The 16,230-nt window shown below is 44.2% G+C and carries 12 protein-coding genes; 11 read left to right on the top strand and 1 reads right to left on the bottom strand.

What is annotated here, in order from left to right:
• The first annotated feature begins 69 nt into the window (after positions 1–69).
• The 11 genes from N2317_07450 to N2317_07400 all read left to right on the top strand — a co-directional run bounded on the left by N2317_07450 (position 70) and on the right by N2317_07400 (position 15,379).
• Complete coding sequence (locus N2317_07450; GenBank protein MCX7817328.1) at positions 70–2,322, top strand: TonB-dependent receptor; 2,253 nt, start codon at positions 70–72, stop codon at positions 2,320–2,322.
• Between the two features lie 4 nt (positions 2,323–2,326).
• A complete protein-coding gene (locus N2317_07445; protein ID MCX7817327.1) occupies positions 2,327–3,343 on the top strand; it encodes an ABC transporter substrate-binding protein in 1,017 nt (338 codons plus the stop codon).
• Positions 3,340–4,341 carry an iron ABC transporter permease gene (locus N2317_07440; GenBank protein ID MCX7817326.1) on the top strand — a complete coding sequence of 334 codons (1,002 nt, stop codon included), beginning with the start codon at positions 3,340–3,342 and terminating at the stop codon, positions 4,339–4,341. The genes N2317_07445 and N2317_07440 overlap by 4 nt, the downstream gene beginning before the upstream one ends.
• A gap of 5 nt (positions 4,342–4,346) precedes the next feature.
• Positions 4,347–5,123, top strand: a complete 777-nt coding sequence (locus N2317_07435; protein ID MCX7817325.1) for an ABC transporter ATP-binding protein — start codon at positions 4,347–4,349, stop codon at positions 5,121–5,123.
• Complete coding sequence (locus N2317_07430) at positions 5,102–5,953, top strand: ATP-binding cassette domain-containing protein (protein ID MCX7817324.1); 852 nt, start codon at positions 5,102–5,104, stop codon at positions 5,951–5,953. The genes N2317_07435 and N2317_07430 overlap by 22 nt, the downstream gene beginning before the upstream one ends.
• Positions 5,950–6,696 (top strand): ABC transporter permease, encoded by a 747-nt coding sequence (locus N2317_07425; protein MCX7817323.1) that lies wholly within the window; start codon positions 5,950–5,952, stop codon positions 6,694–6,696. Before N2317_07430 ends, N2317_07425 begins: the two co-directional genes overlap by 4 nt.
• Before the next feature lie 13 nt (positions 6,697–6,709).
• A complete protein-coding gene (cobN, locus tag N2317_07420; GenBank protein ID MCX7817322.1) occupies positions 6,710–10,501 on the top strand; it encodes a cobaltochelatase subunit CobN in 3,792 nt (1,263 codons plus the stop codon).
• On the top strand, positions 10,498–11,511 hold the full coding sequence (locus N2317_07415; protein MCX7817321.1) for an ATP-binding protein: 1,014 nt from the start codon (positions 10,498–10,500) through the stop codon (positions 11,509–11,511). The genes cobN and N2317_07415 overlap by 4 nt, the downstream gene beginning before the upstream one ends.
• Before the next feature lie 4 nt (positions 11,512–11,515).
• The gene (locus N2317_07410) at positions 11,516–13,345 is read left to right on the top strand and encodes an AAA family ATPase (protein ID MCX7817320.1); all 1,830 of its coding nucleotides are present in this window, start codon (positions 11,516–11,518) and stop codon (positions 13,343–13,345) included.
• A gap of 222 nt (positions 13,346–13,567) precedes the next feature.
• A complete protein-coding gene (locus tag N2317_07405; GenBank protein MCX7817319.1) occupies positions 13,568–13,804 on the top strand; it encodes a thioredoxin family protein in 237 nt (78 codons plus the stop codon).
• A 276-nt stretch (positions 13,805–14,080) separates the two neighbouring features.
• Positions 14,081–15,379: a bacteriohemerythrin gene (locus N2317_07400; protein MCX7817318.1), complete on the top strand. Its 1,299-nt coding sequence runs from the start codon at positions 14,081–14,083 to the stop codon at positions 15,377–15,379.
• Positions 15,380–15,611: 232 nt separating this feature from the next.
• Here N2317_07400 and N2317_07395 read toward each other — a convergent pair whose 3' ends face one another.
• Positions 15,612–16,061: a hypothetical protein gene (locus N2317_07395; protein ID MCX7817317.1), complete on the bottom strand. Its 450-nt coding sequence runs from the start codon at positions 16,059–16,061 to the stop codon at positions 15,612–15,614.
• Positions 16,062–16,230 lie beyond the last annotated feature (169 nt).

Below are 16,230 nucleotides of genomic sequence, written 5' to 3'. Positions count from 1 at the left end.
ATCGAACCACCTCATAATATCCTAGCAAAGAGGAGGTGGATTGTAAAGATTGTTTGGGGAGGTTCTTGTATGAAGCGATTGTGTATGACGCTTGTTTTTATTTGTTTCACAGTTTCTCATGTCATGGCTGATGGGCTTTATGAAACCAGGATGAAGGACATTGTAGTTACTTCCACTAGGACGGAGAAGAGTTTGGAAGCAGTGCCTGGTGAAACAAGGCTAATATCAAAAGAAGATTTTGAGAAGAGAAACGTTATTACAGTTGATAGCGCTATGAATGCGCTTCCAGGTGTATTTGTAAGACGGACGAACTTGATGGATACTCTATCATCGGTGACACTCCGCGGTATACCTGGTCAAAGCCGAACACTTGTGATGAAAGATGGTATACCTCTAAACAGTGCCTATACGGGAGATGTTACGCTTACAAGCATGGCAACAGGTGATGTTGAAAAAATCGAGGTAGCACAGGGACCATATTCCAGTCTCTACGGGGGTTATGCGATGGGAGGGGTGGTGAATATCATCACCCGATTACCCGAGAAAAGGGAACTCATTTTAAGGGGTGGTTATGGAACGAGCTGGCATCGAGGAGAAAGTCTTGATGATCTCCAGACGTATTACATTTCGTACGGTGATAAACTAACTAATAATTGGAAGCTCCTTGTTAGCTATGGGTACAAAGCCACAAACGGTTATCCGAAGGATCTCGTAACCACCTCTGTAAAACCACCAAGTGGGTATACAGGGTGGTCCTACATCTCTTCTACGCAGGGAGCGACGAATTATCTGATCGGTGACAAAGGAGATAACACCTGGTGGGATGATAGTTTAAGTGTCCGAACCGCCTACGCTTTAAGTACAAAAGCCAACCTGAAGCTCTCCCTCATGAGGACCCGCTATAAGTACAACTATGACGAACCTCACACGTACATAAGGGATGCCAATGGGAATCCCGTTTATTCCTACACGTCAGGTTCGAGTACGGTGAGGGAAAGTGCTTACACGAGCGGGATGGGCATGAGAGTAATTAACATATACGATGCCCAATTGGAGACAGAGATAGGATCTGTAAAATCGAAGCTTACAGTTGGTTTGAATGATGTGGAAAAGAACTGGTACACTTTGCCCAATACTGCTACATCACCGTACGCGACTCTGAGCGGTGAAAATGGCAAACTCTCCAGCAGTCCTAATCAGAACTTCCTGAGCGATTTACAGTTTTCTATTCCGCTACTGAAGATGCACTTTTTAACGTTGGGTGTTTCTTACAAGTTGGGAAGGGCAAACACGGAGGAGCATAATGTCAAGTACTACAAAGATGAGGATTCAAAAAAGGACTTGACGTACAATTCTGGAGGTAAGGATGAGGTTTTCGCGGTTTATGCCCAGGATGAGATTGCTATTCTGGAAAATTTGAGCGTGTTTGTTGGTCTTAGGGGCGATTGGTGGAGAACGTACGATGGTTATGCGAACCAATTTGGAACTGGTGCTTTTGCAAAGACATACGATTCACGTAGTTCTTCGTCTTTCAGTCCCAAGTTGTCGCTGGTCTACAGGCCCTTTGAGAAAACTACTCTGAAAGGTTCTGTGGGAAAAGCGTTCCGTCCACCAACTATATACGAACTTTATAGAACCTGGGTTGGAACAGGAACTGGGTCTAGTCAGTCTTCCCCTAGAGTTACGTACAAAGGTAACCCCGATCTACAACCAGAGAAGGTTTGGGCATGGGATATGGGAGTAAAGCAGCAACTTTGGAGAGGTGCTGGCTTTGGTGTTACCTATTTTGAAAACCACCTCAAAGACCTTATTTACAGGAAAACTGGTGATACTGTTCAGAGTGGTGGTATATGGGTTAGGGAAGATGTCTTCATAAATGCTGGTAAAGCCGAGTGCAGAGGTGTTTCTTTGGAGATGGAACAACGTATCGCAGATTGGTTGCGTTTAGTGGGGAACTTTACTTATCAAGATGCAAGAATCAAGGAAAATATTGCCAAACCCTCCACAGTGGATAAGAGATTGACATACGTACCAGATAAGATGTTCAACGTAACAGCAGAGCTTGAGAGAGGGGCCTTTTTTGCGTCTGTGACTGGCAGGTATCTCAGTAAGCGCTACACAGATGATGAGAATAAGGATACTGTTAACAGCGTTCCTGGTTCCTACGATCCTTTCTTTAGGTGGGATACGAAGGTTTCGTATAAGTTTAACAAACACATAAAGGCATCCATCACTGTGGAAAATGTGTTTGGAGAGGAACACTATGAATCATACAGGGCACCGGGAAGGTTGTGGTTCGCGGAGTTGGAATTGAAGTTTTAAAGAGATGTATAACGAGGACTTACGTATTTTAAGATCCTTACAAATTCTCACTTTCTTACCAGTGGTTCTCTTTGTGGGTATAGCAGTGGCAGCTCGTCCTTCGGTTGCTGCCACTGCTCTTCGTCACGTAGATAGATTGGGTCGACATGTGGAAATTCCTGTTCCTGTAAAGAGAGTTGTGTTCCTCCAGATGTATGAATTGATCCCGGTCCTTGAGATCTGGGATCGCGTGGTGGGACTGAGTAGATATGCTATAAAAAATGATCTTTTGATGGCAGCCCGGCCAAACGTGAGTAAACTGTACCCTATTGTTGGTGGTGGGACGGATATAAATCTAGAGGTCCTTGTAGGAGTTAAACCGGAGTTGATAATCACCTGGGCGGCAACACCAGAGCAAGTCCGTTTCTTGGAGAGGAAGGGATTCAGGATTATCGCTGAGTATCCGGAGACTATTAATGAACTCTGCGAATTTATGCGCCTTTTAGGTAGAATTTTTCAGTGTGAACAGCGGGTATCCCGTGTGATAGTTGAGATGGAGTCGGTTTTGAGGGATATACGTGCACGTTTAGCTTATTTACGGGAGTCACAGATCCCCCGAGTGCTCTGGCTGGGATCCAGACCTACAACAGTTGCGTGTCGTCACAGCATAAGTCACGAGTTGATAAGTATTGGTGGCGGAAAAAATCCTGCGGGCGATCTACCGTACCGCAACATAGAGGTATCTTTGGAGCAAATCATCAAGTGGAATCCTGATGTGATTTTCATCTGGGGAAGTGCAAGGTACGGTGTGCACCAAATATTGAACAACCCTCGTTGGAGAATTGTTAATGCGGTGAAAAAGGGCAGGGTGTATAAGGCCCCGGAGTGGTCCACGTGGTCACCCCGAGTTGCCCTGCTGGCACTGTGGATGGCTATGAAGATCCATCCGGACCTTTTTAAGGAGGTGAGTTTTACGCTCACCGCAGACCGTTTTTATCGTAAATTTTTTGGCATTCCGAGCAGTCATGGAGGAGTTTTTTGAGACCTAGAAGATCTCTATACTTTATCATTCTGCTTTCCCCATTATTTGTGGGGATTTTATCTCTGTTTGTCGGTTCGTATGACATTGCAGTTACGGATGTTCTCCGTTTTTTTGTCCGCGCAATTCTTAATCCAAGTGGAAGTTTCGACAGCGCTGAATGGGTGGTAGTATTTGATATCCGCCTGTGTAGGATCCTCCTCGCAGGAATTGTAGGTGTTGTACTGGCAGCCACAGGTGCTACATTTCAGGGTTTGTTTCGTAATCCCCTTGTGGATCCTTACATTCTGGGCATTTCCGCTGGGGCAGCGTTTGGTTGCGCCATTTCCATCGGTTTTTTGCCTTACTATACGACATCGCTTTTTGCTTTTTCCTTCGGAATTCTGGCGGTTTTGCTCACGTGCTGGATATCTCAATGGGGGCATGAAAGTCGTTTAACAATGGTACTTTCTGGAGTAGTGGTTTCAGCTTTTTTTACCGCTTTAGTGTCCATCGTTAAATTCCTCGTGGATCCCGCAAAGCTTCAGAACATAGTATATTGGTTGATGGGTAGTTTTTCCCTTGCGGAGTGGAAGTCTGTTTTTATTGTGGGTCTCACTTCTCTTTTGGGTTTGACTCCTATCTACCTAATGAGATGGCGTCTGAATGTGATAAGCATGGGTGAGGAAGCTAGGGCGATGGGGGTAGATATCAAGAGAGACAGGGCTATTTTCATCACAGCGTCCACCTTAGCGGTGAGCACTGCCGTGTCGGCAAGCGGCATAATTGGTTGGGTTGGACTTATGGTGCCACATCTCGTTAGGATGATTTCCGGTCCCGATCATAGATTACTGATACCTCTTTCTATGTCTGGTGGAGCGGCGTTTCTCATAACTGCTGATACGATAGCGAGAGTCCTTACCGCTTACGATCTTCCTGTGGGTTTGGTGACGGCTATTACTGGAGCCCCCTTTTTTGTTTACCTACTCAAAAAGGGGGGAAGGGAAAGCTGGGGGAGGTAAGGTGAATGTTGGAAGTTAGAGACCTTTATTATGCACATCACTCACTCGGAAAAGAGGTGCTACAAGGGGTGTCCTTTGCCGTGAGTAAGGGATTGGTAACTGCCATTTTGGGACCCAATGGATCAGGAAAAACCACTCTTCTTAAATGTTTAACGGGTTTATGGTCTGCCTCTAGGGGCCAGATAATGGTGAATGGGAATGATGTGTCGGCTCTTTCTGTTACTGAAAGGGCGCGGATTTTTGCAGCGGTTCCCCAAGATCATGTGCCGCCTTTCCCTTACACAGTACTTGAGGTTGTACTGATGGGAAGAGCACCCTATATATCTCCATTTGCCCTTCCATCTCCTCAGGATTATGGAATTGCGGAGAGAACATTGCAGACCCTTGGGATTGTTCCCCTGAAGGACAGGCCTTACACAGCTGTAAGTGGAGGGGAAAGACAGCTCGTTTTAATAGCCCGTGCGTTGGCCCAGGAGGCTCCATGTTTGCTACTGGATGAACCAACGGCCCATCTCGATTTTCGTCATCAGGTGCTGGTTTTGAACACCTTGAGAAAGCTCGTTATCGAAAGGCAACTCATTGCTCTAATGACACTCCACGATCCCAATTTGGCTCTTCAGTTTTCCGATTATGTGGTTTTGATGGACGACGGTAAAGTTGTAAATCAAGGACCACCCGATGAGATAATAACAGAGAAAAATATAAAGGAAATATACAAGGTCAGCTGTAGTATTTTTGCCGTAAATGGACAGAGGTTCTTATGCCCAAAAATCGAACGATAATAGAGTTGAAGAACCTTACAAAAACTTACGGGGAGTTGAAAGCTATAGATGATGTTACGTTTACTGTGGTGCAGGGGGAGATTTTTGGGCTTCTAGGACCAAATGGTGCAGGTAAAACCACAACCATTAGAGTCATGACCACACTTAGCCTTCCAGATGGGGGTACGTGCAAAGTTGGTGGGTTTGATGTTAGGGAGCATCCCAGGGAGATTAGAAAGATTATTGGGGTTGTGCCCCAAGAAAACAATCTCGATCTTGAGTTAACGGCGTACGAAAATCTCCTCATTTATGGAATGTTGCATGGTGTAGATAATTTGGATCAGGCGATCAACGAGCATCTTAAGATGGTGGATCTCTGGGAGAGAAGGAATCAGGTAGTTTCGGAGTATTCTGGTGGTATGAAGAGACGGTTGCTTTTAGCTAGAGCCCTTCTTACCCAACCACAGGTTATATTTCTCGATGAACCATCCACGGGGTTAGATCCTCAGATAAGACGTCACCTCTGGGATATAGTGAGGAGAACGCAAATGGATGGGCGGACCGTGATTCTAACAACCCATTACATTGAAGAGGCTGAGGCTCTCTGTGATAGGGTGGGTATTATATCTCGGGGGCGTTTAATCGCGGTGGATACCCCTTCGCGTTTGAAGGGTACGGTGGGGGAATACGTTGTGGAATACATAAACGGGGAGGGGAAGCTTATACAACATATATGCAGAAGTCGTGATGAGGCACACCAAATTGCAAAAGGTATAGATGAAAACGTGACGATCCGCAGGTCGAATCTGGAAGACGTGTTTATAAAATTAACGGGTGAGAGGATAGAGTGATTAGGGCAGAGTGGTATCCTGTTTTTTTGAAGGAAATGTTGCACTTTAAAAGAAAACTCCTGAAGTTGGGATATCTCTTTTCAGCTATGATTGTTCCTCTTATATACCTTGTGGCCTTTGGTTTCGGATTGGGACGGAACGTTCAGATCGGTGATGGTGATTATCTAGCCTTTTTACTGCCTGGATTGGTTGCTATGAGTTCTATGTACAATTCTTATGCGTGGATCGCCAGTTCTCTGAATATTAACAGACTGTACTTTAGGACGTTCCAGATTTTCATCCAGGCTCCAATTTCTCCATCTTCCATTATGATAGGAGAAGTTCTAGCAGGAATGGTAAAGGGGATCTTTGCCTCATCTCTTATCATCATTGCTGGAATACTCGCATCTTCTCATTTTTCCATAACCATGCCACTGCTCATTTCACTGTTTGTAAACTGTTTTCTCTTCTCGAGCCTGGGTGTTGTCGTTGGTATGCGCACGAAATCCCATGAAGAGACAGCGACTTATTCAAATTTATTCATCATGCCTATGGCTTTTTTTAGCGGAACATTTTTCCCCATAAATGAGCTCCCATTTGTGTTGAAGTCATTTATATACCTCTTGCCTCTTACCCATACGAGTATCCTCATAAGAAAGACGATTTTCGATGGAGAGGGTCTTGTTTCGCTTCTTGTACTTACGATTTACGCGACTCTTTTGTTCCTGTGGGGATCCCGTTTGATTGCAAGATACAACGAATAACGGAGGAAAGGCGATGAAAATCTTTGCGATAAGCTGGTCAAGTTACCTTCCCCTTATGAAACGCGCAGCAGAAGTTCTGGGAATTGATCTTCTTTCTTATTCCACTAAAGTGCTGAGCACAGCTCCCGAAATAGTAAAGAAAATCCAGGCGGAGATGCTCGATGCAGATCTCATATTGCTTTACAGAACAAATGATCCCTTCTGGGGGGAATTGGAGGATACGCTTAGTGCTGCAAAAAAAAGTATCCCTGTAGTCGTGACGGGCAGTGATCCAACTTTTATGGCTTTGTCAAATGTGTCTACTGAGATCGCTTTTACCGTTTACCGCTATTTGATCTTTAACGGTTTTGAGAATATCCAGAACATGTTCTGTTATCTCCTCTCCCAGCTTTTTCAAAAGGACTTACCATTTTCAGAACCTGTGGAAATACCCTGGGAGGGTATTCATCACCCTCGGATTGATGGGATATTTGAAGATACCGAGTCATTTCTCCGTTTTTATCAACAACACCTTTTGTTCACCCCAAAGGCTTTTGTTGGTCTTCTCTATCCGCGGACCAACTGGGTCACTGGGAATATGGAGGTGGAGAAGGCTTTTATAGAGTCGATGGAAAAGCTTAACTTTGGTGTTGTTCCCGTTTTTCTTTATTCATTGAAGGATGATTCTTTGGGGAATTTAAGCGGAAGAGATGTTGTGGAGAGGTTTTTTCTGAAGGATGGCAGGCCAATTGTGGAAGGTGTTGTTAAATTAACATCTTTCTTTTTGGGGTCCGGTAAAGGGGATGAAGATATTTCGGGTGCGAAAGGAGGGGTCGATATATTCAAGCAGTTGAACATTCCGCTGTTTAATCCTGTGATTTCTTATTACCGGAGTAAAAAGGAATGGCTTGAGGACCCCGAAGGGTTAGGTGTGCAGGTAGCGTGGAGCATAGCCTTGCCGGAGTTTGAGGGTGTAATTGAACCTTTGGTGATCGGTGCGGTGCAAAGTATTTCCGGTTCGGATGGTGATATCTACGCTCCCTTTAATGAAAGGATAGAGCGTATGGCTCAGCGCGTTGCCCGATGGTTAGAGCTGAGGAAGAAGCCAAATAGTGAGAAGAAGGTAGCTTTTATCCTTCACAACAATCCCTGTGCTTCTCTGGAAGGTACGGTAGGAGGTGGGGCGCACCTTGATACACTGGAGAGTGTTGTTGTTATTATGCGGCGGATGAAGGAGCAGGGTTACGATGTGATACCACCGGAAAGTGGAAGTGCTCTAATTGAGGAAATAATGGAAAAAAAAGCTATTTCTGAGTTCCGATGGACGACGGTTGAGGAGATAGTGGATAAGGGGGGCGTATTAGATTTCGTTGATAGGGAGCAGTACGAGGAATGGTTTGAAGAACTTCAGGAAAGTAGTCGCGAGAGGATGTGTGCCGCTTGGGGGGATCCTCCGGGCACGTCTATGGTGTATGAGGGGAAGATACTGATTACGGGTGTGAGGTTTGGGAATGTTGTAATTTGTGTTCAACCAAAGAGAGGTTGTGCTGGGGCACGTTGTGATGGTGAGGTTTGTAAGATCCTTCATGATCCTTCTGTGCCACCCCCTCATCATTACGTTGCTACGTACAGATGGTTATCCAGGATTTTCAAAACCGATGTTATAGTCCATGTAGGTACACATGGAAATTTGGAGTTTTTACCGGGAAAATCTTCCGGTCTCTCGCAGATGTGTTTCCCTGATATTGCTGTAGATTCTATGCCTCATCTTTACATATACAATGCGGATAATCCAGCTGAAGGAACGGTGGCCAAGAGGAGGAGCTACGCTGTTATAGTGGACCATATGCAGACGGTGTTGGTTAAAGGAGAACTATATGGAGAAATGGAGGAACTGGAAAGATTGCTGGAAGAATACAGGAGGTATGAGGTCCAAGAACCTGCAAAGGCCCATACAATAGCACATATGATCCATGATAAAGCCAAACAGCTAAATTTGTTGGAGGAAGAGATAGAAACTGGAGAGAGAACCCATAACAATTTCCAGGAACTTCATGAAAGACTTTCCTTAATGAAGAGCACCTTTTTCCCAGAAGGAATGCACGTATTCGGAGAGGTCCCTTGTGGGGAAAAATTAGCGGATTTTGTTTATTCTATCATTCGTTTCGATGATTCTTCCGATGCCCCCAAGAGCGTGTTAAGGGACATAATAGCCCGACAAGGACTCTTGGGTGAAGATGCTCTGGAGGAAAAAATTGATGAATGTTTAAGGGACCTTTGCCGTAATTTTGTTTTAGGAAGAACATCCTTAAGGACTCAACTTGAGGAACTTTACACCATAAAAAAGGAGGATCACATTCGGCTTGCAAAAGTAGAGGAGAGAATAAAAGAGGTTATTGTCCGTATAGAAGCTTCTGATGAGATTGGTTCATTCCTAAATGGCCTAAGCGGTGGCTATATAGAGCCGGGTCCTTCAGGCTTAATCACACGGGGCAGGAGCGATGTGCTGCCTACTGGACGTAATTTTTACTCCCTTGATCCCCGAAGAATCCCCACGCCATCAGCTTGGCTGATTGGAATAAAATTGGCGGAGAAAACAGTTGAGAGATTTTTTAAATCGGAGGGGAGGTATCCAGAGAACATCGCTTTTTATTGGCAGTGTAGTGACATTATGTGGTCTGGTGGAGAAGGAATGGCAATGATGATGTATCTCATGGGGGTAAAACCTGTGTGGGACAAAAGTGGAAGGGTAAAGGGGTTCGAAGTGATACCACTGTCAGAGATTGGTAGACCCAGGATTGACGTAACGGTGAGAGTGTCGGGAATAACGAGGGATAACTTCCCTGGATGTATTGAGCTTTTAGACGAAATCGTGCAGCATGTGGCTTCTCTTGATGAGTTGCCGGAATGGAATTTTGTGAAGAAACACACTTTTGAAAAGATCAGGAAAGAAAGTGCTCAGAGCCATGATCATCATTCGGTTATTTCTGATGAGCTTTTTCGCAAATATACTTATCGGATATTTGCCAGTATGCCAGGAACCTATCAAGCGGGGACACAACTTGCTGTTTATGCATCTGCATGGAGATCGGAGGCTGATCTTGCAGAAGTTTTTGTTAGGTGGAACGGTTATGCGTATGGGAAAGGGGTTTTTGGGACCCCAGCTCATGAGGGTTTAAGAGGTGCTTTAAGAACCGTGGAAGTTACCTTCAATAAGGCAGTGACTGACGAATATGATTTGACAAGTTGCTGTGGGTATTTTGGAACTCATGGTGGAATGATCAATGCCACAAGGGTTTTAACAGGTAAAGATGTTAAAAATTTTTACGGTGATACGAGGGAACCGAACCGTGTAACAGTGAGAACACTTGCCGAGGAGATACAGAGGATAGCGAGGGCTAAGATTCTCAATCCTCGATGGATTGAAAGCATGAAGAGGCACGGTTACAAAGGAGCAAGTGAAATAAGCAAAAGGGTTGGTAGATTGTACGGTTGGCAGGCAACGGCTAAAGAGGTGGACGGAACGATTTTTGACGATATCGCACGGACCTTCGTTATGAATGAAGAAAATAGAAGGTTTTTTGCGGAGAGTAACCCATGGGCCTTAGAAGAAATGGCCCGAAGATTGTTGGAAGCTACAGAAAGGGGACTCTGGACACCTTCTCCTGACGTTGAGGGAGCTTTGAGGGAAATCTACATGGAGATCGAGGGTTTTTTGGAGGAGCGGATGGAAAATGTCCGTGGCGATTTTCAGGGAGGTAACATAGATATCTATACTGTAGCTGATGCGTCAAAATGGAGAGAAGAATGGGAGGAAAGTAAATGATAGTTTTTCCTTTTACAGCTATTGTGGGTCAGGAGGCGTTGAAGAAAGCACTGGTCATAAACGTTATTGATCCTACCATTGGTGGTTTGCTGATAATGGGTGAGAAGGGGACAGCCAAGAGTACCGCAGTTCGTGCTCTTGCAGAGTTGCTTCCAGAGATCGAGGTTGTCAAGGACTGTCCCTTCAATTGTGACCCTGATGGTCCATTGTGTCAGAGGTGTAAGGAATCTATAGAAAGAAAAGGGGTGCTCGAGCGGGCACACAAGAAAATGCGGGTTGTGGAATTGCCCCTTGGTATTACGGAAGATAGGCTGGTGGGAACATTGGACATTGAGTATGCCCTGAAAAGAGGGGAGAAGAGATTCGAACCGGGGATTCTTGCTGAGGCCAACAGAAACTTTCTCTACGTGGATGAAGTTAATCTTTTGGAGGACCACCTGGTGGATCTTTTACTCGACTCCGCTGCTATGGGTGTAAACACTGTTGAAAGGGAGGGTGTCTCCTTTTCTCATCCCTCGAGGTTCATCCTTGTGGGGACAATGAATCCTGAGGAGGGCGATCTCCGTCCCCAGCTTCTTGATCGCTTTGGATTGTGTGTCCGAGTCTCGTCTGTAACTGACAAAGAATTACGAGTGGAAATACTCCGACGAAGAGCTTCTTTTGATGCAGATCCGGAGACTTTTGCCAAGCGATGGGAACATGAACAGAGGTCCCTTGCCACAACAATCGCAAATGCTAAAGCTAAACTGGAAAGTATTGTCCTGACGAATGAAGTGCTGGAGAGGATTGTAGAGATCACCTCATCTTTTAACATTGATGGCCATAGAGCGGATATAGTAATAATGAAAGCATCCAGAGCTATTGCTGCCTTATATGGAAAATCATCCATTGAAGAGTCTGATATCAAAGAGGCGGCCGCACTAGCACTGAGTCACAGGTTAAAGCGTTCACCATTTGAGGATGTGGAACACAGTCACGAAAAGGTTTTATCTTTACTAGCGGAGTATTAATCTTATGCTAATTTCAAGTTTTGTTGGTCATGAAAATGCAAAGCTCGCTTTGGTTCTTAATGCCATTGATAAGAACTGTGGTGGTGTGCTCTTTGTTGGGGGAAGAGGCTGTGGCAAATCCACCTTGGCAAGGCAGGTCAGGAATCTTTTGCAGGATGGGATGCCGTATGTGGAGCTCCCTTTAAACGTTACAATAGAATCCCTCGTAGGGAGCTTAGATATTGAAGCGAGCATCAAAAGTGGAGCGAAGGTGGTCCAGAAGGGGGTACTGGATCGTGCTGCGGGTGGAATTCTGTATATAGATGATATAAACCTTCTCCCTCCGGAAATATTAAGTGTGCTGTTAAAAAAACAGGGTATGAGTTTATCTCTCTCAGAAGATTCCCCTCCTTTTAGTGATTTTATTGTTGTAGCTACCATGAACCCAGATGAGGGAGAGCTTTCACCCCACCTCCTTGATCGTTTCGGCATGTGTGTATTTTTTGTTTCTCACCCTGATTTTGAAGAGAGGGCAGATGTGTTGCGTAGGTTTTTGGACAATGATCCGCCTGACGGTGATGAAGAGCTAAGACGTAGGATCGCAAATGCCCGTTTGGGGCTCAGTGATATTCGTATTTCAGAGCGGATTATGGAGTACATAGTTGATTTGTGTGTAACAAATAAAATTGAGGGACACAGAGGCGAAATTTTTCTGTTATACGCTTCCCGCGCCTTTGCTGCCTTTACCGGTGCCACCGAAGTGTCTAAGGAGCATGTGGATGTGGTTTCTCCTTTTGTTTTTGCTCATAGGAAGTCATGTTTTGATGAAGATCATCTTGTGCATGAAGCTGTACAAAAAATGGGGAATGGTTCTGCTGATCATGAACGCCATCATGACCATTCTGAGTGGCGAGATAGAGGGGAGAAGTACTCTAATGTAGGAGAGAAAGGAGATTGCTGTGCTAATGTCCGTTACATTGGGGAGACTAGGTCAAAGGAACACGTTTTCGAAATAGGATCTTCATTTAAGGTTCGCCGTTTTTTACTAAAGAAAGATAGGATTATCCGCCGTGGAGGAGGTAGAAGAACCAAGACGATAAGCCGGGGCGCATCCGGTAGATATATACGTAGTGTATTGAGAAGAAACGGTGATATTGCTTTTGATGCTACGATCCGTGCGGCGGCACCATTTCAGATCTTACGGGGAAGAAAGGACAAGATAATTCTCCGAGATGAGGATTTGAGGTTCAAACAGAGAGAGAAGAGAACAGGACACCTTGTTGTATTTGTTGTTGATGGTTCCGGTTCTATGGGTGTTAATAAAAGAATGATAGAGACGAAAGGAGCTATACAGTCATTGCTTCTCGATTGCTATCAGAAGAGGGACAAGGTTGCTCTGGTACTTTTTCGCAAAGATAGTGCGGAAGTGGTACTTCCTCCCACATCCAGTGTGGAAATGGCGTATAAAAGATTGAAAGGATTGCCTGTGGGAGGGAAAACTCCACTGTCTGCTGGTCTTTTGGAAACGTATAACCTTGTAAAAAAGATGACTTTAAAAACACCTTATATGAGGTTCTTGGTTGTACTCATCACTGACGGGCGGGCTAACCACAGCATATCGGGTATTCCTGTCTGGGAAGAGTTAAAGAGGTTGTCCTTTTATCTCAAAAAACTACCGTCAACGGACTACATCGTTATAGATACAGAAGATAAGAGAAATTTTCTTAAAACCGACTTGGCTGCAAGGATGGCTTATCTTCTCGATGCGGATTATTATAACTTTGATACCTTAAAGGCGGAATACCTCGTGGAGATTGTTCAGGGGAAAAAGAGAGAAATGTGCGAAATGGTGTGAGTAATTATAGTTGACTTTAATGTAAAGAAATTCTGAATTGTGAGCTCTCCCTTGGTCTTTCGGTCTTGATGTTTTCAAATGGGTACAGGTGAACTGAGATTGACAATGCTGTTTTGGGTATATATAAAACCCAAGGCGGCGTATGTGGGCCATTAAGCTTAAATGGGTTTTTGGGGATAGTTTTTTGAACATGTGGCTTAAAAAAACTGAAGGGGGTTTAATATGGAAATAAAGATTTTTGGGCCAGGATGTGCCCGTTGTGGGGCTGTTGAAAAAATGGTCAAGGAGGTCCTAGAGGAGACAAGAACAGAGGCCACTATAACGAAGGTAAAGGATGTTAAAGAGTACGCGAAACACGGGGTTCTCTCCACTCCAGCCGTTATGGTGAACGGAAAAGTGAAATCTATGGGTAAGATTCCAACGAAAGAAGAGATAGCCTCGTGGTTAAAAGAACAGTGATCCACAGACTGGTTAAGCAATTGGGGTGATCGCACAGTTTCTTGAGCACGTGGAGATGCTGTTGGATAAATAGAGAGGAGCAAAACTTGTTCTTATAAAAAACGTTGTCTTGTGTTACCAATAGCATTGCCGAACAGTGACCTTTATCGATCAGACGCTTTTGAGAAGTGGTGAGCTAGAAGAGGTGGCAAAAACGGCTGCTTTTCTTGCCTCTGGCGATGCCTCTTAGTGGAATATGGGACACTGATGCGGAAAATCTTTCAAATAGGTTGATGGATGTCCATGGATAAATCCATTGATAAAATAATTGATGCGTACAGTCGTTTTGTTCCCCAGGAATTTATTAAATTGATGGGCAAAGACAATATAATGAATGTAGAGCTTGGTGACCATATAGAGATCACCATGACGATACTTTTTTCTGATATAAGAGATTTTACAGCCATTTCGGAAAATATGTCACCTAAGGATAATTTTTCTTTTATAAATTCTTACCTCGAAAGGATGGAGCCGGTTATTGCAAATTCAGGAGGGATCATAGACAAGTATATAGGTGATGGGATCATGGCACTTTTTCCACAGGGTGCTGATTCGGCATTAAAGGGCGCAATAGGTATGCTTGAAGAACTTGAGGCTTACAATTCAGCGCTGGAGAGAAAAGGGCATAAATCAATAAAAATAGGTATTGGCATCAATACAGGCCTGATGATGCTTGGAATAATAGGGGGAAAACACTATATGGAAAGTACAGTGATAAGTGATGCCGTGAACCTTGCCTCGCGTATAGAATCCATGACAAAAGATTATATGACATCGATTTTAATAAGCGAACATACATATTATAGCCTTCATGATTCTTCAGTTTATCATATCCGTTTTGTCGACAGGGTAAAGGTTAAGGGGAAACAGCAATGTCAATCTATATATGAGGTCTTTGATAAGGATCCTTTAAAATTGAGAAAGGCAAAAATGGAGACTAAAGGGATTTTTGAAGAAGCTCTTGCCCATTATCACCTGAAAAAAATCCCTGAGGCAATGGATATGTTGTCTCAGTGTTTGGATATTGCACCGGGTGATACTGTTGCCCGGGTATACTATGAACGTTGCAAGCGATTCCTTGAAACCGGTATCCACGAGAGTAGCGGCGAAGCAGGTCTTGCTGTCCGCTGGGATGATTCCATGCTTATCGGTCATCCGGTCATAGACGAACAGCATAAAAGTCTCATTGAACATGCCAGCAGTCTCGTAGAGGCTATGGACAGGGCATATGATTATTCGCAATTAAACAATCTCATTGAATTTTTGAGTAATTATGTTGTTGAGCACTTTCAAACAGAAGAGGAGCTTATGAGAGAGATTGATTACCCCTTTGTGGACCTCCAGATAAATCAACACAGGCAGTTTACAGATTATTTCACTGCATTTAAAGAGGAGATAAGAAAAGACCTCAATACTCACAGGGTATTTCTTCTTTTTAAGGCGCAGATACTGGTTACGGATTGGCTTTTAAATCATACAACAAAATTGGACAAACACCTCGGCAGGTTTTTAAAGTTACAGCACAAAATCAACTGAACATACATTAAACAGAGGAAACTTATGTGAGTTTCTATTGCTTTCTAAAAAAGAGCTATTCCCACTATCCTTATTCTTTCATCATCCTACTTGGAGATCTCATCTTAAGCTTTTTATAGGGATGATGTATGCGCCTCTGGCGGACGGACGTATTTTGGTTAGAAGGGTGTCTGGTGTAAATGGGGGCTAGTACAGAGCGCAACGGAATTGTCAATCCTAGTTGATGCGGTTGTTATTCCACCAACTCTATAATTTTGTTTTTGTCTATCAAGCCGAGCTTCGTCAAGGTTTTTAGCAAGAACAATATCTGCTCTGTTCCCAAAACTGGAGGGCCACCTGGACCATAGCCCAATTTTAGGCGACCTCCAGTTTCACGAAGGTCTTTGTAGTAAGAGAACCATAGGTCATTGACCGTCCCATTTGGTTCGTAGCTGACCATGAAAACAAAAGGCTGATAAGTTTCCTCTGGATCTCCGAGGCGAATGGCCCCACGCAAATATGGCTTCCACGTTTCACCTGGCTCTTGCAAGTCGAAGGATTTTTTGATGAAACCGGAAGCACCACAACGCCCGCAAACAAACCATCCTTGAGAGTCGGTATGATTGTCTATCAAATCTACTATGTTCGATGCCCATGTGTATTCTTTGCAATCAGGGTTGTTACACTGAATTGACCACCCCATAGGCGCATCTCCTTAAATTCATTGGTGAGCGGAGGGGTAAACTGGTTGCTCACCCCTCTCAAAAAGTTGAAAAATTCATGTCGATTAGCGATTAAGCACAAGGCCTTTTGTCGGGCTTTTGCTACAAGAACCGCTAGCACTAGGACTCCTACCACAGTACTTGAATTTC

This window comes from Syntrophales bacterium (genome assembly GCA_026417625.1).
Lineage (GTDB): Bacteria > Desulfobacterota > Syntrophia > Syntrophales > UBA8958 > JAOACW01.
Note: the sequence above shows the minus strand (reverse complement) of the source record. Positions and strands in the feature narration are given on the sequence as shown.

Bases quoted from the DNA above. Each gene is read 5' to 3' on its own strand.
- N2317_07450 (MCX7817328.1), top strand. From the start codon at position 70: ATGAAGCGATTGTGTATGACGCTTGTTTTTATTTGTTTCACAGTTTCT.
- N2317_07445 (MCX7817327.1), top strand. From the start codon at position 2,327: ATGTATAACGAGGACTTACGTATTTTAAGATCCTTACAAATTCTCACT.
- N2317_07435 (MCX7817325.1), top strand. From the start codon at position 4,347: ATGTTGGAAGTTAGAGACCTTTATTATGCACATCACTCACTCGGAAAA.
- N2317_07430 (MCX7817324.1), top strand. From the start codon at position 5,102: ATGCCCAAAAATCGAACGATAATAGAGTTGAAGAACCTTACAAAAACT.
- cobN (MCX7817322.1), top strand. From the start codon at position 6,710: ATGAAAATCTTTGCGATAAGCTGGTCAAGTTACCTTCCCCTTATGAAA.
- N2317_07415 (MCX7817321.1), top strand. From the start codon at position 10,498: ATGATAGTTTTTCCTTTTACAGCTATTGTGGGTCAGGAGGCGTTGAAG.
- N2317_07410 (MCX7817320.1), top strand. From the start codon at position 11,516: ATGCTAATTTCAAGTTTTGTTGGTCATGAAAATGCAAAGCTCGCTTTG.
- N2317_07405 (MCX7817319.1), top strand. From the start codon at position 13,568: ATGGAAATAAAGATTTTTGGGCCAGGATGTGCCCGTTGTGGGGCTGTT.
- N2317_07400 (MCX7817318.1), top strand. From the start codon at position 14,081: ATGTCCATGGATAAATCCATTGATAAAATAATTGATGCGTACAGTCGT.
- N2317_07395 (MCX7817317.1), bottom strand. From the start codon at position 16,061: ATGGGGTGGTCAATTCAGTGTAACAACCCTGATTGCAAAGAATACACA.